Raw genomic sequence first — 17,236 nt, 5'->3', positions numbered from 1 at the left:
TGTTTTTACGCTTCAACCGATTTCTTTTTCTTAGCAGCTCTTTCGCGCTCACTCTTATCAAGAATCTTTTTACGCAGACGAATTGATTCTGGAGTTACTTCACAGAACTCATCATCGTTTAAGTACTCTAATGATTCTTCTAAAGTCATTAGGCGTGGTTTCTTCATTGTTGAAGTTTGATCTTTCGTCGCAGAACGAATGTTAGTTTGTTGTTTCATTTTCACAACGTTAACTGTTAAGTCGTTCTCACGAGTGTGTTCTCCAACAATCATACCAGCATATACTTCTGTACCTGGTTCAACGAAGATTACACCACGGTCTTCAACTTGCATAATACCGTATTGTGATGCTTTTCCTGTTTCAAGTGAAACTAGAACACCTTGGCGACGTCCACCAACTTGTCCAGCGTGTACTGGTTGGTAGCAATCGAATGTATGGTTTAAAATACCGTAACCACGAGTTAATGTTAAGAATTCTGTTGTGTAACCAATTAAACCACGTGCTGGAACCATGAAAGTAAGGCGCACTTGACCGTTTCCGTTATTCACCATATCTAACATTTCACCTTTACGTGCACCCATAGATTCCATAATAGAACCAGTGTATTCTTCAGGTACATCGATTTGTACGCGCTCTACAGGTTCACATCTTACGCCATCAACTTCTTTAATGATTACCTCTGGCTTAGATACTTGTAATTCATAACCTTCACGACGCATGTTTTCGATTAAGATAGATAAATGTAGTTCCCCACGTCCAGATACGATCCACGCATCAGGAGACTCTGTATTATCTACACGTAAACTTACATCTGTTTCTAATTGTGAACGAAGACGCTCTTCAATTTTACGAGATGTAATGTATTTACCTTCACGACCTGCAAATGGGCTGTTATTTACAAGGAACGTCATTTGTAGTGTTGGCTCATCAATACGTAGTAATGGTAACGCATCTTCATGCTCAACCGGACATACCGTTTCACCAACGTTAATGTCTTCCATACCAGAAACGGCTACTAAGTCCCCAGCTTTTGCTTCTTCGATTTCTTGACGTTTTAATCCAATGTAACCGAATAATTTCGTTACGCGGAATTGTTTTACACTTCCGTCAACTTTCATTAAAGCAACTTGTTGTCCAACCTTCATTGTACCGCGGAATACGCGTCCAACTCCAATACGTCCAACATAGTCGTTGTAATCAAGAAGTGCTACTTGGAATTGAAGTGGCTCTTCACTGTTATCAATCGGTGCTGGAATATGTTCGATAATTGTATCAAATAATGATTTCATATTCTCTTCTTGATTTGCTGGGTTTGAATCTAAGCTTGCTGTTCCGTTCATTGCTGATGCAAATACAACTGGGAACTCTAATTGATCTTCGTTTGCACCAAGCTCAATGAATAAGTCGATTACTTCATCAACTACTTCATCAGGACGAGCGAAGTCACGGTCAATTTTGTTTACAACTACGATTGGAGTTAAGTTTTGCTCAAGAGCTTTCTTTAAAACAAATCGTGTTTGTGGCATACAACCTTCATATGCATCAACAACAAGTAAAACACCATCAACCATTTTCATGATACGTTCTACTTCTCCACCGAAGTCAGCGTGACCTGGTGTATCTAAAATGTTAATTCTTTTATCTTCATAGTGAATCGCTGTATTTTTCGCTAAAATTGTAATACCGCGTTCTCTTTCTAGATCATTTGAATCCATTGCGCGTTCTTCAACGTGTTCGTTCGCACGGAAAGTCCCCGCTTGACGTAATAACTGGTCAACAAGTGTTGTTTTACCATGGTCAACGTGGGCAATAATTGCTATATTACGTAAATCTTGTCGTTTTTTCAACATGTCCAACTCCTAATGTCTTTTTAATCCTTCTCTATTATAAGAGCGAAGGGGATACAATAGCAATTAAAATAAAAGCAAGAATGAAAATATAGTTGTATTCTTACTTTTGTGAAAGTAAAATGAGATTGGAGGGTGAAGAAATGGAACACATTCAATATCGCTTTTTATTAACCGCAATTATCGGTGTTATTTTCTTAATCGGTATCGGCATTATGATTGCTGAAAATAGTCCAATCGGTATTATTATTTGCATTATCGGCACATTTGTTGCAGTTGGGTACGGTTTTGTAACAAAAAGAAAAATGCGCAAATCACAATAACGCTAAAAAGTAAGAAGCTTATACACAGCCTCTTACTTTTTTTGTTGCTCTAATATAAACGATAACACTTCTTCATACACTCCTGGTTTTGCAACTAACACACTGCTCTTCTCTATGATAGAAAGTGGCGCTCCAGAGAATGTCGTCACCTTACCTCCAACTTCTTCTACAATTATCTGCCCTCCGCCAAAATCCCATGGTGATAATCTCGGCGTTACATATGCATCTATTCTTCCTGTTGCAACGTATATCATCTCTAGTGCTGCACAGCCATATGATCTCGTGCCCCTTGCTTTCTTAACAAGTGCCATCATACTTTCCATATTAAGCAATGGATTATCTGTAAGCCATATCGCATTTAAAGCTACAATACCTTGCTCTACAGTTCCTTTTTCCAATGGAGGAATTGATATATCATTACAAAAAGCTCCGGATCCCTTGACTGCATGATATAGTTCATCGTGCACTGGATCATAAATAAGTCCAATCTTTCCGATACCGTTCTCATAAATACCAATTGAAATCGCAAAATTTCTTTTTTGATGAACAAAGTTCATCGTGCCGTCAATTGGATCAATTAACCAAACAACCCCGCCAGAAGACGTTATCTCGTCTCCATAACCCTCTTCTCCTAAAATATTATGATTCGGGAATGTTTCTTTAATTTTCCCAATTAAAAACTGTTCTATCTCTCGGTCCATATTTGTAACTAAGTCAGCTGCATTTGATTTTGTTTCTATAATAAGTGCTTTTTTCATTGATGCCATTAAATGCTCTCCTGCATCCCGAATCCACCGTTTGGCGTGTGCATCGATGTCTTTCCATACTTCTTGCATGTTTAAACACTCCGATCTATACTGTTCACAGAAAAAACGAACCCTTTATAAGGTTCGCACCAACTAATTTTTTATACATATACTATTATTACGCTTCTAAACGAATCATTTCAAGTCTTAACACTTCTAACTTTTGTACACACTCTTCTTTTTTCTGTTTATCATCTTCCATCATCGCATCATATAAAGTTGCTAATTCATAATCTAGCTCCAAACGTAGCACCGGTATTCTCTTTTCGGCATCTGTTCTCTTTAACGCATTAATCACCTGTCTCATATTATTTGCCTCCTCCCAATATTCGTCTGCCCTCGGACTAGAATTAATTCAATTTTCTGATTTTTTGTTTTATACTATACTATGTTGGATAAATCATCTATGCAACAAAATTATATTTTTTATTTTAATTTTTTTGTGCTGTTTTTTTTATGAATAGTACAAGCTATGCTAAAATAAAAGCAAAATAGGAGTTGGAGGAACAATCATGACAATACAAACATTCAAGTCAACTGATTTTGATGTCTTTACAGTTGATGGTCTCGAAGAACGAATGAGTGCAATTAAAACGAACATTCATCCTAAGCTAGAAGCTTTAGGGGAACAATTTGCAGAATACTTATCCAAACACACTGATGAGAACTTTTTTTATCATGTTGCAAAACACGCACGACGGAAAGTCAATCCACCAAACGATACTTGGGTTGCTTTTTCAACAAATAAACGAGGATATAAAATGCTACCGCATTTCCAAATCGGCTTATGGGGTACTCATGCCTTCATATACTTTGGTTTAATCTATGAGTGTCCACAAAAAGTTGAGACGGCTCATGCCTTCTTAGAACATTTAAATGATTTAAAAACAAATATTCCAAATGACTTCGTTTGGTCCATTGACCATACTAAACCAAGTGTGAAATTACATAAAACACTTGAAACCGAAGACTTACAAAAGATGATTGAACGACTAGCTACTGTAAAAAAAGCAGAATTATTAGTTGGTATTCATATATCACCAGAGGAGTTTTCAGCAATGACCAACGAACAATTCCTTGCTAAGATTGAATCTACGATGCAACCACTCCTTCCTTTATATGCACTTTGTAATCGATAGTAGAAAACGGACAATTTATATTGTCCGTTTTTAGTTGTTATCACATTATATCACTTCAGTTTTTATTTTTCAAAATATTTTTATATTTTTACAACCTTTTGTTCTTCAACTTCCTTTGCCCTTTGAATAGCACGATATATAGAGTATCCACTTACTTCTTGAAACTCTTTATCAATTTTCTTTTCTTCTGCTTTCGATGGAACAATCTCTTTAAAACGACGATATAAACCCATTAATTCTTCTCTTATAATTCCTTTTTCATAAGCTTTCTCAATCGCTTCATAAAACTTCACAATTGTAACCATTTCCTCATTTGACCAATCATAATCTAACGGATATTGATATTCCATTTCGCACCTCATTTATCATTTCTTCTTGTTTCATTATGCTATCTTAAAGAGAATATTTTATTATTCATTATAGCCACTCTGCATTATACACTATTTATTCATTTTAATGGAATTGTCTTCCTCTATTCATTAGTTGAGGCTAACTATTAAACATACTCACCTTAAAAACATTTTTTCTATACATCTATAATTATTGGTGATATAATGCTTTTGTTTTATAGAAAATAAAGTGAAGCTACCATCTCAAAAACGATTTTTTGAATGGCAGAAAAACAAGCCTCATTCTAAAAAAAGACTTACCTTTTTTAGAGCAGGATTATATAAAACAAATTATACTAAATATTATGAAGAAGAAGGGGTGTATAGATTGTCCCAATACGAAACACCATTGTTTACCGCTTTAGTTGAGCACAGTAAGCGAAATCCAATTCAATTCCATATTCCTGGTCATAAAAAAGGACAGGGCATGGATCCTACATTTCGCGAATTTATTGGGCATAATGCATTAGCAATTGACTTAATTAATATTGCGCCACTCGATGATTTACATCATCCAAAAGGTATGATTAAAGAAGCACAGGATTTAGCAGCCGCTGCATTCGGTGCAGATCATACTTTCTTTTCTATTCAAGGTACAAGTGGCGCTATTATGACAATGGTGATGAGCGTTTGCGGTCCTGGTGACAAAATCCTAGTACCACGAAACGTGCATAAATCAGTAATGTCAGCTATTATTTTCTCAGGTGCAAAACCGATTTTCATGCATCCTGAAATCGATCCGAAGCTCGGTATTTCTCATGGAATCACAATTCAATCTGTCAAAAAAGCACTTGAAGAGCACTCAGATGCAAAGGGCTTACTTGTTATTAATCCAACGTACTTTGGGTTTGCTGCAGACTTAGAACAGATTGTACAATTAGCACATTCTTATGACATCCCTGTACTAGTCGACGAGGCTCATGGTGTTCATATTCATTTTCACGATAAATTGCCGATGTCGGCGATGCAAGCTGGTGCAGACATGGCAGCAACAAGTGTCCACAAATTAGGAGGCTCTTTAACTCAAAGTTCTATTCTTAATGTGAAAGAAGGCTTGGTGAATGTAAAGCATGTCCAATCTATTATTAGCATGCTTACGACTACATCAACTTCTTACATCTTGTTAGCATCACTTGATGTTGCCAGAAAACGTCTTGCCACAGAAGGAACAGCACTCATAGAACAAACAATACAATTAGCTGAACATGTTCGTGATGCTATAAATTCTATTGAGCATCTTTACTGTCCTGGAAAAGAAATGTTAGGTACAGATGCTACCTTTAACTATGATCCTACAAAGATAATTGTATCTGTAAAAGATTTAGGTATTACCGGCCACCAAGCTGAAGTATGGCTTAGAGAGAAATATAACATTGAAGTAGAACTCTCAGATTTATACAACATACTATGTCTTATCACTTTGGGAGATACAGAAAGTGATACAAATACACTTATTGCAGCATTACAAGATTTAGCAGCAACATTTAGAAATAGGGCAGATAAAGGTGTTCAAGTACAAGTAGAGATTCCAGAAATTCCAGTGCTAGCACTTTCTCCTCGAGATGCTTTTTATTCGGAAACAGAAGTCATTCCATTTGAAAATGCAGCGGGTCGTATTATAGCTGATTTTGTTATGGTTTATCCGCCAGGGATTCCAATCTTTACTCCGGGGGAAATTATTACACAAGAAAACTTAGAGTATATTCGTAAAAACTTAGAAGCAGGTTTACCTGTACAAGGTCCTGAAGATATGACATTACAAACATTACGTGTTATTAAAGAGTACAAGCCTATCAGTTGATAGGCTTTTTTTTCACCTTTTTTCCTATTCTTCATACGATACTAAAGAATGTAACGTATAGGTGGGGATACTATTATGATTGTAATAGGCCGTTCTATTGTACATCCTTATATTACAAATGAATATGAGCCATTTGCAGCAGAGAAACAACAAATTTTATCAATAATGGCAGGAAATCAAGAAGTTTATTCCTTCCGAACAGCTGATGAACTCAGCTTTGATCTCAATTTACGAGTTAATATTATTATCTCTGCACTAGAACTTTTTCAAAGTGGATTTCAGTTTCGCACATTTCAACAATCCTTTTGCAACCCCCAGTATTGGAAAAGAACATCCCTTGGAGGATTCGAGCTTCTTCCAAACATACCACCTTCTATTGCCATACAAGATATTTTCAAAAACGGAAAACTATATGGAACTGAATGTGCAACCGCTATGATCATTATTTTTTATAAAGCTTTATTATCATTGTATGAGGAAGAAACTTTCAATCGTCTATTTGCAAACCTTTTACTTTATACATGGGACTACGATCAAGATCTAAGGCTCATAACAAAAACCGGTGGCGATCTTGTTCCAGGTGACCTCGTTTACTTTAAAAACCCACAAGTGAATCCAGCTACGATTGAGTGGCAAGGAGAAAACACAATCTATTTAGGAAATTTCTTTTTTTACGGACATGGCGTAGGTGTAAAAACAAAAGAAGAAATTATTTATTCATTAAATGAACGACGAGTCCCTTACGCTTTTATTTCAGCTTTCTTGACCGATACTATTACCCGTATCGATAGCCGTATAATGAGCCAATACGCTTCTTCTAGTACACCACAGACATCCATAAGCTTTATTCCAATTAGAGATGATGCAATCGTTGCAACAGTTGGCCATACAACTACAATTTATTAAAAAAGCGCCTACACATGTAGGCGCTTTTTCTTATTATTAAGCTTTTGTATGTTCTTTATGGTCACATTCGCAATGAGATCCACATTTCCCGTATAGTACTGTTGATTTTTCATCTTCAAAATGTCCAATTGTTCCTTCACATACTTGGCATACGATTGTTCCCATTTTCATTTCCCCCTGAGTTTTAATAGTAATCTATTTATTTATCATTAAGCTTTCGCATTATCTTTTCTAGCACAGTCACAATTTGTTCCACATTTTCCGTAAAGTACCGTCGTTTTCTCATCTTCAAAATGTCCGATTGTTCCTTCACATACTTGGCATACGATTGTTCCCATTTTTTATTTCCCCCTAAGTTTATGGTCCTAAAAACTTTTAGCTGTCCATTTCCTATCAATTATTGGGCTTTTGTATGCTCTGTGTGATCACATCCGCAAGATCCACATTTCCCGTAAAGTACCGTTACTTTCTCATCTTCGAAGTGTGCAATTGTACCTTCACAATCTTGACATACGATTGTTCCCATTTTTCATTTCCCCCTAAGTTTATAATCCCAAAAACTTTTTTGTAACCGCTTAACTTTCTGTCTTTATTTTAATATGTTATACTTTTTACGTCAATAGGTTTTTAGTATAACACATTAAATATTTTAAATTTTAATTAGTATGCGATATTCAAATAAAAAACAGCCATATTTATAAGTACGACTGTTTCACATTAATTATTCTTCATATTCCGCATGTAAAGAAGTTGACGGAACTAGAAATTTGAAAAACTGAGCTAACTCCTTCGCTTCCTCTTCTGACCCTAATTTAAAAATCTCCTGTATATATTGAACATTCTCTACATCATCTCTTCCGAGTAAAGTAGACCTTCCTGTTTGCATACAAACAATGAGCGGTTTTCCAAAAAACATATTTGTATAAATAACACCAAAATCATAACGTGTATCATGTGTCATAAACCCTAAAAATCGTACCTTCACACTTTCATGCTCATCATACAATTTTTCAAACATTGGTTTCCACCTTTCTACATCACGTTTCATTACTAGTATATTAAACAAAACATGTAATACTCCTTTTAATTGTCAAAAAATTCAGTAGGATGTAGAATAATAGTATTCTACTAAGTTAGGGGGAACTTATATGCAACATGCCTTTATTACGCTTGTACCTAAATCCAATCAACAATCTGTTTCAATAGATGATATAAAACAACTTTTTCATTATTATAAAACAGTTACTTCTAAAACTGGTGCCCAAATTAATTACCCGTATACAAATACCGCTTTTCCTTATGAAATTTTAGATACATCAGCAACAACATTAAAACTTCAATCCAATCACGACCGGTATGACTCAATTTATATTGGTGTTGGTATAGAAAATGAACAATCTTTCATCCAAGTTTCTTTACCACCTAATGCAACATATGGTGACAAAGGGAAAGCGAATGAATTTTGCCGTTTTTTAGCGAAGAAATTAGAAGGAGAGTTACAATTATTTAATGGAAGAACAATGTATTTTTATAAACGTTAATTTAAAAAATAGATAATATGATTAAAAATAGTATACAATTCGAACATGTAAGAAATAAAGCTTGCTTTCTTACGTGTAATACAAAATATGCTATTACATAGGCTAAATACAGGAATACGAAAAAAAGAATAACTTTATAATGAAACTTATCACCATTCGATAATGTTAATACAGTGGAAAAGCCACTCCATAGTAGTAAATGATAAAATATAACATGTAATATTTTCATGGAACCTTCTCCTTTGACATGCTCTATTTTATTAATATATGGGGTTAAGTTTGAATCAATTACATATTATAGGATGATATATATTACCTTTGAAGTAAGTTACGCCTAAATCATTTGTTAAAGTATTATATATTCATTCGACAAGTACGTTTAAAGACCTTGCAAGTCATTTGATGAAAATAAAAATAGCCCCTCTCTTACAATAAGAGAGGGGCTATTTACATTACTTAAATTATTTTACAATGTGAATTGGCATTCCAAGAGCAACTTCAGCTGCTTCCATTGTGATTTCACCTAATGTTGGGTGAGCATGGATTGTTTGAGCGATATCTTCAGCTGTCATTCCAGCTTCGATAGCTAAACCAATCTCAGAGATAATATCAGAAGCACCTGCACCTGCAACTTGAGCACCTACAAGAAGACCATCTTCTTTACGTGTTACAAGTTGTAGGAAACCGTCAGTGCTGTTTAATGATAATGCACGACCGTTAGCAGCGAATGGGAACTTAGATACAGTTACAGTCATTCCAGCTTCTTCAGCTTGTTTTTTAGTGTAACCAACAGATGCTAATTCTGGATCAGTGAAGCATACTGCAGGAATTCCGATGTAATCGATAGCTGATGCATGGCCACTAATTGCTTCTACAGCTACTTTACCTTCGTAAGAAGCTTTGTGAGCTAATGGTGGTCCAGGAACGATATCACCGATTGCATAGATGTTCGGTACATTTGTACGACATTGCTCATCGATTTCGATGATGCCGCGGTCAGTCATTTTAACTCCAACTTGCTCAAGACCGATTTCTTGAGTGTTTGGACGACGACCTACAGTTACTAATACGTAATCTGCTTCTACAGTTTGGATTTCACCTTTAACTTCAAAGCTAACTTTTACGCCAGTTTCTGTTTCTTCAACGCCTTTAGCCATAGCTTTTGTATGGATATTTACGTTACCTTTTTTCTGTAGAGCACGTTTAACAACAGAGCTCATAGCTTTTTCGAAACCAGCTAAGATTTCGTCGCCAGCTTCTACTACAGTAACTTCTGTACCGAAGTTAGCATATGCAGTACCTAATTCCATACCGATGTAACCGCCGCCGATTACAACAAGTTTTTTAGGAATTTCAGGTAAGCTTAAAGCACCTGTAGAGTTGATAACACGTTTAGAGTATTTGAATCCTGGAATTTCGATTGGTGTAGAACCAGTTGCAAGAACAGCATTTTTAAACGTATAAGTTTGAGCTGCATCTTCAGTCATAACGCGTAATGTGTTAGCATCTACGAAGTAAGCTTCACCGCGAATGATTTCAACTTTGTTACCTTTAAGAAGGCCTTCAACACCGCCAGTTAATTTCTTAACTACGCCGTTTTTCCATTCTTGAACTTTTGTAAAGTCAACTTTTACGTTCTCTGCAGTGATACCCATGTCATCAGAATGCATTGCATTCTCATAACGATGACCTGCATTGATTAACGCTTTTGAAGGAATACATCCAACGTTTAAGCATACGCCACCAAGGTTAGCTTTTTCAATAATTGCTACCTTTTGACCTAATTGTGCTGCACGAATTGCCGCAACGTATCCACCAGGACCTGCACCAACAACGACTGTATCTAATTCAATTGGGAAATCTCCTACTACCATTGTTATTACGCCTCCATTACTAATAATTGTGGGTCATTCAATAGACGTTTAATTTGGTTTAACGCTTTTTGAGCTGTTGCGCCGTCAATTAAACGATGGTCAAAGCTTAGAGATAATGCTAATACTGGAGCTGCAACGATCTCGCCATTTTTCACAACTGGTTTTTCAGCGATACGGCCGATACCAAGGATTGCTACTTCTGGGTGATTGATAACTGGAGTGAACCATTGTCCACCTGCAGAACCAATGTTTGTAATTGTGCAAGAAGCACCTTTCATTTCAGTTGGAGCTAGACGACCTTCACGTGCTTTACCAGCAAGATCGTTGATCTCGTTAGAAATAGTGAAGATAGACTTACGATCTGTATCTTTAACAACTGGTACTAATAGACCTTTGTCTGTATCAGCTGCGATACCGATGTTGAAGTAATGTTTATGAACTACTTCTTGAGATGCATCGTCTAAAGAAGTGTTTAACATTGGGTATTCACGTAATGCAGATGTTAAAGCTTTAACAACGTACGGAAGGTAAGTTAATTTAATACCTTTGTCAGCTGCTACTGCTTTGAACTTCTTACGGTGAGCAACAAGCTCAGTTACATCAACTTCATCCATTAATGTTACGTGAGGAGCTGTATGCTTAGAGTTAACCATTGCTTTCGCAATCGCTTTACGGATACCACTCATTTTCTCACGAGTTTCTGGATATTCTCCAGCTGGAATTGGTTGTGCTTTTGGTGCTTCTTCTTTCGCTGCTGCTGGAGTAGCTTCTACTGCTGCTGGAGCCTCAGTTGCTGCTACAGTTTGTCCACCATTTGCAAATGCATCGATGTCAGCTTTTACGATACGGCCATTCTTACCAGTACCAGCTACTTTATGAATGTCTACACCTTTTTCACGAGCGTATTTACGAACAGATGGCATAGCGATTACGCGCTCATTTACTACTTCTGCAGTTGCTGCTGGAGTAGCTTCCGCTGCTGGAGCTTCTACTGCTGCTTCTTCAGCTTTTGGAGCTTCATCATGATCGTCACCTTTAAATTTAAGGTTTTCGTATCCAGGAGCATCAAATTTAATTAATGTATCTCCTACGATTGCAACTGTTCCTTCTTCTACAAGTACTTCAAGTACTTTACCTTTAACAGGAGAAGGGATTTCTACTACTGCTTTATCATTTTGTACTTCAAGAAGTACATCGTCTTCATTTACTTCATCGCCTGGTTTAATAAACCATTTTACGATTTCACCTTCGTGGATACCTTCACCGATATCTGGTAGTTTAAATTCAAATGCCACGGAATTCAGCCCCCTGATTCATTTCATTATTATGGAATATGTACAAAAGAAACCAGCATGTGCTGATTTCTTTTGCACATGAAAAACTAAAAATTAGAAGTTCATTACTTTGTTTACAGCTTCAACAATATCCTTGTGGTTTGGTAACCATACGCTCTCTGCTTGAGAGAATGGGAATACTGTATCAGCAGCTGCAACACGTACAACTGGAGCTTCTAAGTTTAAGATTGCACGGTCGTTAATTTCCGCTACAACGTTAGCTGCAATACCAGCTTGTTTTTGAGCTTCTTGAACTACAACTACGCGACCTGTTTTTTCAACAGAAGCGATGATTGTTTCGATATCTAATGGTTGAACTGTACGTAAGTCAACAACCTCTAAAGAGATACCTTCTTTTTCAAGTTCTTCAGCAGCTTTTAATGCAGCGTGAACCATAGCACCGTAAGCGATAACAGATACATCTGTACCTTCACGTTTGATATCAGCTTTGCCTAAATCAATTGTGTATTCGCCTTCTGGTACATCTTGGCGGAATGAACGATACAATTTCATATGCTCTAAGTAGATAACTGGATCGTTGTCACGAATCGCAGAGATTAAAAGACCTTTAGCATCGTATGGAGTAGATGGAATAACAACTTTTAGACCAGGTTGTTGAGCCACTAATCCTTCTAAGCTATCAGCATGTAGTTCAGGAGTATGAACACCACCACCGAATGGAGAACGAACTGTTACTGGAGCAGTCCAACGTCCACCAGAACGGTAACGCATACGAGCCAATTGACCAGAAATTGAATCCATTACCTCAAAAACGAAACCGAAGAATTGGATTTCTGGAACTGGACGGAATCCTTCAAGTGCAAGACCAACTGCAAGTCCACCAATACCAGACTCTGCAAGTGGAGTATCCATTACACGATCTTCACCAAATTCAGCTTGTAAACCTTCAGTAGCACGGAATACACCGCCGTTTACACCAACGTCTTCACCAAATACAAGTACGTTAGGATCATTTTTCATTTCAACGCGTAAAGCATCAGTGATTGCTTGAATCATTGTCATTTGAGCCATGGCTTACTTCGACTCCTTTTCTTTGTAGATTTCATATTGTTCAGCTAAGTTGTAAGGCATTTTTTCGTACATGATTTCCATTAAATCAGTTACTTTTTGTTTTGGAGCTTGGTCAGCCTTAGCAATTGCTTGTTTGATATCTTCTTTTGCTTCTTCGATTACTGTCTCTTCAACTTCTTGAGACCATAGGCCTTTAGCTTCTAAGAACTTACGGAAGCGTACGATTGGGTCTTTTTGTTCCCATTCGTTTTCGATATCTTTTGTACGGTAACGAGTTGGGTCATCACCAGCCATTGTATGTGGACCGTAACGGAATGTTAAAGTCTCGATTAAAGTAGGACCTTCGCCATTTACTGCGCGCTCACGAGCGAAAGCAGTTGCTGCGTATACAGCTAATGGATCCATACCGTCTACTTGAATTCCGTAAATACCTGCTGCTACTGCTTTTTGTGCTACAGTTTTAGCTGCAGATTGCTTTTCTACTGGAGTAGAGATTGCATAACGGTTGTTTTGAACAACGAAGATTGCTGGAGCTTTGAATGCACCTGCAAAGTTCATACCTTCGTAGAAGTCACCTTGTGAAGCACCACCGTCACCAGTGTAAGTAATTGCAACAGATTTTTTACCACGTAGTTTCATACCTAACGCAACACCAGCAGTTTGGATGATTTGCGCACCGATAATGATTTGTGGAGCTAATGCATTTACATTCTCAGGCATTTGGTTACCCATGAAGTGTCCACGAGAGAATAAGAATGCTTGATATAATGGAAGTCCGTGCCATACTAATTGTGGTACATCACGGTATCCTGGTAAGATGAAGTCTTCTGCTTCAAGTGCGAAATGACTCGCTAATTGAGAAGCTTCTTGTCCAGCTGTAGGTGCGTAGAAACCTAAACGTCCTTGACGGTTTAAAGAAATAGAACGTTGATCTAATACGCGAGTATACACCATACGACGCATTAATTCTTTTAATTGATCATCAGATAATTCAGGCATAGCTGCTTCATTCACAACTTCACCGTTTTCATTTAAAATTTGTAATGTTTCAAATTGAGCTGCGATAGCTTTCATTTGCTCATCAACATTAAATAGGGTCTTTTTTGTTTTAGTACCCATTCCGTTCACCTCTTCCTCTCTTGAACCATATTCTGAAACGCTTTCACTGGCTATTTTCCAGTTTAAAAAGCGCAACGATGTAAACCAACATGTTTATCTGTCGGTTGAGAATAATTTTGTGTACCTAACAATCTGTACTAATGTTTTTTCAGAAACATATTAATACAATCTTGATCACGTTTTTTAGTTTACAACTATTCTAATTACGATGTCAATTACTTTGAATACGTTTTTTTATAAATAATATGCAGGTTTCTACTACACAAACGTGTTTTTATTTTTTACATCTGTATTAGTAAGCATTGACCTACTGTTATATTATTCCCTTTTTCACTTATTTTTTCTCTTAGAATAATATGTAAACGATTTAATTCTCTTTAGTTTTTCTCTCTTCGTAACAAAAATATACAAACTATCCTTCCTTTTTTAGGTAAATACCTATACATTTCTACCCTCTCTTCCATACATTATAGTAACCGCAGTATTAGCGGGAAATGATAAAGGAGGTCATCTCATGTACGGATACTCATATTGCTATCCAACTTGTTCATATCCTTCCTACGGTTATGGCGGTTCTTGTGGCGGGTCTGGACGCGGCTTCGCCTTAATCGTTGTGTTGTTTATTCTTTTAATTATCGTTGGTGCTGCTTGCATTCGCTAATGTAAAACGAAACAACTATGGAAAGAAAAAGACGGCTTTGCCGTCTTTTTCTGTTTATCACATACATAAACACTCTATAATAGAACGATTTCCAAAATACCTTCCCTTTCTTGCCGATGACTTTTTCCATCTCCTTTGGTAGACTAAAGAGGAAAGGAGAGATTACATATGCTTACAATGAAAGATGTTATTCGCGAAGGAGATCCTATTTTGCGCAACGTTGCAGAAGATGTTTCATTACCGGCAAGCGAAAAAGATACAACTACCCTAAAAGAAATGATTGAATTTGTAATAAATAGCCAAGATCCTGAAATGGCTGAAAAATATAGTTTACGCCCTGGAATCGGATTAGCGGCTCCGCAAATCGGTGTTTCAAAAAAAATGATTGCAGTTCATGTAACCGATGCGGACGGTACATTATATAGCCATGCATTATTCAATCCAAAAATCATTAGCCATTCTGTTGAACGTACATATTTACAGGGCGGTGAAGGCTGTCTATCTGTAGACCGCGAAGTACCTGGTTATGTTCCTCGTTATACAAGAATTACAGTAAAAGCAACTTCTATTAACGGGGAAGAAGTAAAATTACGTTTAAAAGGTTTACCAGCAATCGTATTCCAGCACGAGATTGACCATTTAAATGGCGTTATGTTCTATGACCATATTAATAAAGAAAATCCATTTGCCGCTCCTGATGATTCCAAACCTCTAGAGCGATAATAATAAAGTGAAACTTTAATCAGTGGGGGTTTTGTTCATCCCCCACTGATTATTAGCCCTCACCAATCGGGCAGCAGGCCCCCACCTAACTTCTTTGCTTTTGCTGAATTTTGAGGTGGGGGTCTTACTACCCGGCAAATAGCGTGATAAAAAGGCGGAAGTTAATCTTCCGCCTTTTTATTATGAAATGGGTTCCATATTCACTTACAGCAATCCAGCCCACTTTAGTCCATGATATATACCGTCTTCACTAACGTCCTTTGTCACATGATTTGCAAGTTTTTTCAAGTCTTCATGGCCATTTCCCATCACAATACCTGTGCCAACGGCTTCGATCATTTCTAAATCATTTAAGCCATCTCCAAATGCATATACTTGATCACGATTAAAACCTAACTTTTCAATATATTTCTCAATTCCTTTTGCCTTAGAACCACCATTCGGAATGATATCCATTGAATATGCATGCCAACGAATAAAATGAAAATCTGGATAATGATTAATAAACTTTTCCTCTTCATTTACTTCACAAAAAAGTAGTGTTTGATAAATATTACGTTCCTCATAAAAATTAGGCTCATATGCTGGATGCTCAAAGTTTAAGCTTCCAAAGCCTTCTTTCACATAATCATGATATTCCACTGATGCTCTCATATCTTGATGGTCAAGATATACAAGTGGATATCCTTCTTGTTTTGCAAACTGAGTAAACTTATGTAAAGCATCTGGATGTAACGGATTATTAAATATTACCTCATCTTCAAAGACAACATATTGTCCATTAAAACTAACATAATTATGTATATCAAGTTCCTTGCGAATATCTTCGAACATAAATGGCGCGCGCCCTGTCGCAATTGCTACATGTACACCTTTTTCTTGTAACTGTTTTACTGCATCTCGTGTAGATTGCGGAATTTTTTTATCATGATCTAATAATGTTCCATCAATATCAAAAAAAACAATTTTATCATTCATTTGTCAAAATCCTTTCTGGCACTCTATATTCCTATTTTGAATATCACTTTTCAAATTCTAAAAAAAAGTATAACATATTAAACATCTGTGAAGAAAGCGTTCCCTTTCTGACCTTATTTACAAACTTTGCATATATATATTAGTAAAACATGTGGATACTTGTTCGGATGAATTTTCTTTTCCATTCTTCCTCATACTATACCTATAACTAACGGCTACTAATCGTTACTATAGAATAACTTTCACTGTATGGGAGAGGACAAGACTCACCATTCACTTTTGTCCTATCTCTTATATCAGAGATAGAATTTTCACTATTAATATGCATGTTTAAAATAAGGAAAGGAAGGAGTAATCATGCTGAAGAAGCTGAAGAAAAAGCTCAAGCGTTATTTAAACGGTCTAGTCCGTAAAAAGACAATCGCTTAAATTGTGCCCATTTCGGGCTTTTTCTTCATTCTCATTCGAAAAAACATGAAAATCGGGACTGTTTGCTTTATAATAAGTAACAGATAATGCAAAACATAGACAAGGAGAGGTTTTCCAAATGATTTTTAAAGTATTTTATCAAGAAAAATTAACTGAGGTTCCAGTACGTGAAAATACAAAAGTTTTATATTTAGAGGCTACGTCTGAAAAAGATGTTCGTACAAAATTAAATAAGTTCGCATATAATATCGAGTTTGTTCAGTCTGTTACTGGCGCTCATCTTGAATATGAAAAAGAAAACGCTGATTTAACATTAGCGGAAATCGTATAGCGA

22 protein-coding genes are annotated in these 17,236 nt (G+C 36.5%); 8 read left to right on the top strand and 14 right to left on the bottom strand.

The genetic code is table 11. The features are described from left to right. Positions 1 to 5: 5 nt before the first annotated feature. Positions 6 to 1,850 (bottom strand): translational GTPase TypA, encoded by a 1,845-nt coding sequence (gene typA, locus N2V92_RS15095; protein ID WP_000914761.1) that lies wholly within the window; start codon positions 1,848 to 1,850, stop codon positions 6 to 8. A gap of 140 nt (positions 1,851 to 1,990) precedes the next feature. Between typA and N2V92_RS15090 the strand changes: the two genes are divergently transcribed. Further along, positions 1,991 to 2,170 carry a DUF5325 family protein gene (locus tag N2V92_RS15090; RefSeq protein ID WP_000400123.1) on the top strand — a complete coding sequence of 60 codons (180 nt, stop codon included), beginning with the start codon at positions 1,991 to 1,993 and terminating at the stop codon, positions 2,168 to 2,170. Between the two features lie 32 nt (positions 2,171 to 2,202). Here the strand turns inward: N2V92_RS15090 and N2V92_RS15085 are convergent, their stop codons facing one another. Together N2V92_RS15085 and N2V92_RS15080 are read right to left on the bottom strand one after the other, a co-directional pair. Further along, on the bottom strand, positions 2,203 to 3,006 hold the full coding sequence (locus tag N2V92_RS15085; RefSeq protein WP_016077288.1) for an inositol monophosphatase family protein: 804 nt from the start codon (positions 3,004 to 3,006) through the stop codon (positions 2,203 to 2,205). An 88-nt stretch (positions 3,007 to 3,094) separates the two neighbouring features. Continuing rightward, positions 3,095 to 3,283 carry a hypothetical protein gene (locus tag N2V92_RS15080; RefSeq protein ID WP_001250164.1) on the bottom strand — a complete coding sequence of 63 codons (189 nt, stop codon included), beginning with the start codon at positions 3,281 to 3,283 and terminating at the stop codon, positions 3,095 to 3,097. A gap of 205 nt (positions 3,284 to 3,488) precedes the next feature. On the opposite strand from N2V92_RS15080, the gene N2V92_RS15075 reads away from it, so the two are divergent. Beyond that, positions 3,489 to 4,115, top strand: coding sequence for a YktB family protein (locus N2V92_RS15075; RefSeq protein ID WP_000155316.1), 627 nt, complete (start codon positions 3,489 to 3,491; stop codon positions 4,113 to 4,115). A gap of 80 nt (positions 4,116 to 4,195) precedes the next feature. On the opposite strand, the gene N2V92_RS15070 is transcribed toward N2V92_RS15075, so the two are convergent. Further along, positions 4,196 to 4,465, bottom strand: a complete 270-nt coding sequence (locus N2V92_RS15070) for a UPF0223 family protein (protein ID WP_000456553.1) — start codon at positions 4,463 to 4,465, stop codon at positions 4,196 to 4,198. Between the two features lie 367 nt (positions 4,466 to 4,832). On the opposite strand from N2V92_RS15070, the gene speA reads away from it, so the two are divergent. Next, complete coding sequence (speA, locus tag N2V92_RS15065) at positions 4,833 to 6,305, top strand: arginine decarboxylase (RefSeq protein ID WP_000084903.1); 1,473 nt, start codon at positions 4,833 to 4,835, stop codon at positions 6,303 to 6,305. Positions 6,306 to 6,380: 75 nt separating this feature from the next. Further along, complete coding sequence (locus N2V92_RS15060) at positions 6,381 to 7,211, top strand: protein-glutamine gamma-glutamyltransferase (protein WP_000635339.1); 831 nt, start codon at positions 6,381 to 6,383, stop codon at positions 7,209 to 7,211. A 36-nt stretch (positions 7,212 to 7,247) separates the two neighbouring features. Here N2V92_RS15060 and N2V92_RS15055 read toward each other — a convergent pair whose 3' ends face one another. From N2V92_RS15055 to N2V92_RS15040, 4 genes are all read right to left on the bottom strand, one after another. Continuing rightward, the gene (locus N2V92_RS15055) at positions 7,248 to 7,376 is read right to left on the bottom strand and encodes a GapA-binding peptide SR1P (RefSeq protein WP_000536796.1); all 129 of its coding nucleotides are present in this window, start codon (positions 7,374 to 7,376) and stop codon (positions 7,248 to 7,250) included. 44 nt (positions 7,377 to 7,420) lie between these two features. Continuing rightward, positions 7,421 to 7,549, bottom strand: coding sequence for a GapA-binding peptide SR1P (locus N2V92_RS15050; RefSeq protein ID WP_000536803.1), 129 nt, complete (start codon positions 7,547 to 7,549; stop codon positions 7,421 to 7,423). 59 nt (positions 7,550 to 7,608) lie between these two features. Further along, the gene (locus N2V92_RS15045; RefSeq protein WP_000536778.1) at positions 7,609 to 7,737 is read right to left on the bottom strand and encodes a GapA-binding peptide SR1P; all 129 of its coding nucleotides are present in this window, start codon (positions 7,735 to 7,737) and stop codon (positions 7,609 to 7,611) included. Positions 7,738 to 7,932: 195 nt separating this feature from the next. Then, positions 7,933 to 8,229, bottom strand: coding sequence for a DUF3055 domain-containing protein (locus N2V92_RS15040; RefSeq protein WP_000462038.1), 297 nt, complete (start codon positions 8,227 to 8,229; stop codon positions 7,933 to 7,935). A 130-nt stretch (positions 8,230 to 8,359) separates the two neighbouring features. On the opposite strand from N2V92_RS15040, the gene N2V92_RS15035 reads away from it, so the two are divergent. Further along, positions 8,360 to 8,752 (top strand): DUF1885 family protein, encoded by a 393-nt coding sequence (locus N2V92_RS15035; protein WP_001163295.1) that lies wholly within the window; start codon positions 8,360 to 8,362, stop codon positions 8,750 to 8,752. A 1-nt stretch (position 8,753) separates the two neighbouring features. On the opposite strand, the gene N2V92_RS15030 is transcribed toward N2V92_RS15035, so the two are convergent. The 5 genes from N2V92_RS15030 to pdhA form a co-directional block, all read right to left on the bottom strand. Beyond that, positions 8,754 to 8,981, bottom strand: coding sequence for a hypothetical protein (locus tag N2V92_RS15030; protein ID WP_000697469.1), 228 nt, complete (start codon positions 8,979 to 8,981; stop codon positions 8,754 to 8,756). Positions 8,982 to 9,213: 232 nt separating this feature from the next. Further along, positions 9,214 to 10,626: a dihydrolipoyl dehydrogenase gene (gene lpdA / locus N2V92_RS15025; protein WP_000260104.1), complete on the bottom strand. Its 1,413-nt coding sequence runs from the start codon at positions 10,624 to 10,626 to the stop codon at positions 9,214 to 9,216. Positions 10,627 to 10,631: 5 nt separating this feature from the next. After that, positions 10,632 to 11,921, bottom strand: a complete 1,290-nt coding sequence (gene pdhC / locus N2V92_RS15020) for a pyruvate dehydrogenase complex dihydrolipoyllysine-residue acetyltransferase (protein ID WP_000863420.1) — start codon at positions 11,919 to 11,921, stop codon at positions 10,632 to 10,634. Between the two features lie 93 nt (positions 11,922 to 12,014). Beyond that, on the bottom strand, positions 12,015 to 12,992 hold the full coding sequence (gene pdhB / locus N2V92_RS15015) for a pyruvate dehydrogenase complex E1 component subunit beta (RefSeq protein ID WP_000068163.1): 978 nt from the start codon (positions 12,990 to 12,992) through the stop codon (positions 12,015 to 12,017). A 3-nt stretch (positions 12,993 to 12,995) separates the two neighbouring features. Then, the gene (pdhA, locus tag N2V92_RS15010) at positions 12,996 to 14,111 is read right to left on the bottom strand and encodes a pyruvate dehydrogenase E1 component subunit alpha (protein ID WP_000536895.1); all 1,116 of its coding nucleotides are present in this window, start codon (positions 14,109 to 14,111) and stop codon (positions 12,996 to 12,998) included. A 514-nt stretch (positions 14,112 to 14,625) separates the two neighbouring features. Between pdhA and N2V92_RS15005 the strand changes: the two genes are divergently transcribed. Together N2V92_RS15005 and def are read left to right on the top strand one after the other, a co-directional pair. Continuing rightward, a complete protein-coding gene (locus N2V92_RS15005) occupies positions 14,626 to 14,772 on the top strand; it encodes a YjcZ family sporulation protein (RefSeq protein ID WP_000274562.1) in 147 nt (48 codons plus the stop codon). 168 nt (positions 14,773 to 14,940) lie between these two features. Continuing rightward, positions 14,941 to 15,495 carry a peptide deformylase gene (gene def / locus N2V92_RS15000; protein WP_000957043.1) on the top strand — a complete coding sequence of 185 codons (555 nt, stop codon included), beginning with the start codon at positions 14,941 to 14,943 and terminating at the stop codon, positions 15,493 to 15,495. Positions 15,496 to 15,699: 204 nt separating this feature from the next. Here the strand turns inward: def and N2V92_RS14995 are convergent, their stop codons facing one another. After that, positions 15,700 to 16,473 (bottom strand): Cof-type HAD-IIB family hydrolase, encoded by a 774-nt coding sequence (locus N2V92_RS14995; protein WP_000998269.1) that lies wholly within the window; start codon positions 16,471 to 16,473, stop codon positions 15,700 to 15,702. 547 nt (positions 16,474 to 17,020) lie between these two features. Between N2V92_RS14995 and N2V92_RS14990 the strand changes: the two genes are divergently transcribed. Next, positions 17,021 to 17,233: a DNA-dependent RNA polymerase subunit epsilon gene (locus N2V92_RS14990; protein WP_000576435.1), complete on the top strand. Its 213-nt coding sequence runs from the start codon at positions 17,021 to 17,023 to the stop codon at positions 17,231 to 17,233. The last annotated feature ends 3 nt before the right edge of the window (positions 17,234 to 17,236 follow it).

Origin of the sequence: Bacillus sp. CH_48 (genome assembly GCF_038008465.1) — a bacterium.
GTDB lineage: Bacteria > Bacillota > Bacilli > Bacillales > Bacillaceae_G > Bacillus_A > Bacillus_A thuringiensis_S.
The sequence above is the reverse complement of the archived record's forward strand: the minus strand, read 5'-3'. Positions and strand labels throughout refer to the sequence as shown.

Excerpts from the sequence above, each read along its gene's own strand:
- N2V92_RS15075 (WP_000155316.1), top strand. The coding sequence starts at position 3,489 with ATGACAATACAAACATTCAAGTCAACTGATTTTGATGTCTTTACAGTT.
- N2V92_RS15005 (WP_000274562.1), top strand. The coding sequence starts at position 14,626 with ATGTACGGATACTCATATTGCTATCCAACTTGTTCATATCCTTCCTAC.
- pdhA (WP_000536895.1), bottom strand. The coding sequence starts at position 14,111 with ATGGGTACTAAAACAAAAAAGACCCTATTTAATGTTGATGAGCAAATG.
- N2V92_RS15090 (WP_000400123.1), top strand. The coding sequence starts at position 1,991 with ATGGAACACATTCAATATCGCTTTTTATTAACCGCAATTATCGGTGTT.
- N2V92_RS15070 (WP_000456553.1), bottom strand. The coding sequence starts at position 4,465 with ATGGAATATCAATATCCGTTAGATTATGATTGGTCAAATGAGGAAATG.
- N2V92_RS15055 (WP_000536796.1), bottom strand. The coding sequence starts at position 7,376 with ATGGGAACAATCGTATGCCAAGTATGTGAAGGAACAATTGGACATTTT.
- def (WP_000957043.1), top strand. The coding sequence starts at position 14,941 with ATGCTTACAATGAAAGATGTTATTCGCGAAGGAGATCCTATTTTGCGC.
- lpdA (WP_000260104.1), bottom strand. The coding sequence starts at position 10,626 with ATGGTAGTAGGAGATTTCCCAATTGAATTAGATACAGTCGTTGTTGGT.
- N2V92_RS15050 (WP_000536803.1), bottom strand. The coding sequence starts at position 7,549 with ATGGGAACAATCGTATGCCAAGTATGTGAAGGAACAATCGGACATTTT.
- typA (WP_000914761.1), bottom strand. The coding sequence starts at position 1,850 with ATGTTGAAAAAACGACAAGATTTACGTAATATAGCAATTATTGCCCAC.
- N2V92_RS15085 (WP_016077288.1), bottom strand. The coding sequence starts at position 3,006 with ATGCAAGAAGTATGGAAAGACATCGATGCACACGCCAAACGGTGGATT.
- N2V92_RS15040 (WP_000462038.1), bottom strand. The coding sequence starts at position 8,229 with ATGTTTGAAAAATTGTATGATGAGCATGAAAGTGTGAAGGTACGATTT.
- N2V92_RS15045 (WP_000536778.1), bottom strand. The coding sequence starts at position 7,737 with ATGGGAACAATCGTATGTCAAGATTGTGAAGGTACAATTGCACACTTC.
- N2V92_RS15030 (WP_000697469.1), bottom strand. The coding sequence starts at position 8,981 with ATGAAAATATTACATGTTATATTTTATCATTTACTACTATGGAGTGGC.
- N2V92_RS15060 (WP_000635339.1), top strand. The coding sequence starts at position 6,381 with ATGATTGTAATAGGCCGTTCTATTGTACATCCTTATATTACAAATGAA.
- N2V92_RS15035 (WP_001163295.1), top strand. The coding sequence starts at position 8,360 with ATGCAACATGCCTTTATTACGCTTGTACCTAAATCCAATCAACAATCT.
- N2V92_RS14990 (WP_000576435.1), top strand. The coding sequence starts at position 17,021 with ATGATTTTTAAAGTATTTTATCAAGAAAAATTAACTGAGGTTCCAGTA.
- N2V92_RS15080 (WP_001250164.1), bottom strand. The coding sequence starts at position 3,283 with ATGAGACAGGTGATTAATGCGTTAAAGAGAACAGATGCCGAAAAGAGA.
- N2V92_RS14995 (WP_000998269.1), bottom strand. The coding sequence starts at position 16,473 with ATGAATGATAAAATTGTTTTTTTTGATATTGATGGAACATTATTAGAT.
- pdhB (WP_000068163.1), bottom strand. The coding sequence starts at position 12,992 with ATGGCTCAAATGACAATGATTCAAGCAATCACTGATGCTTTACGCGTT.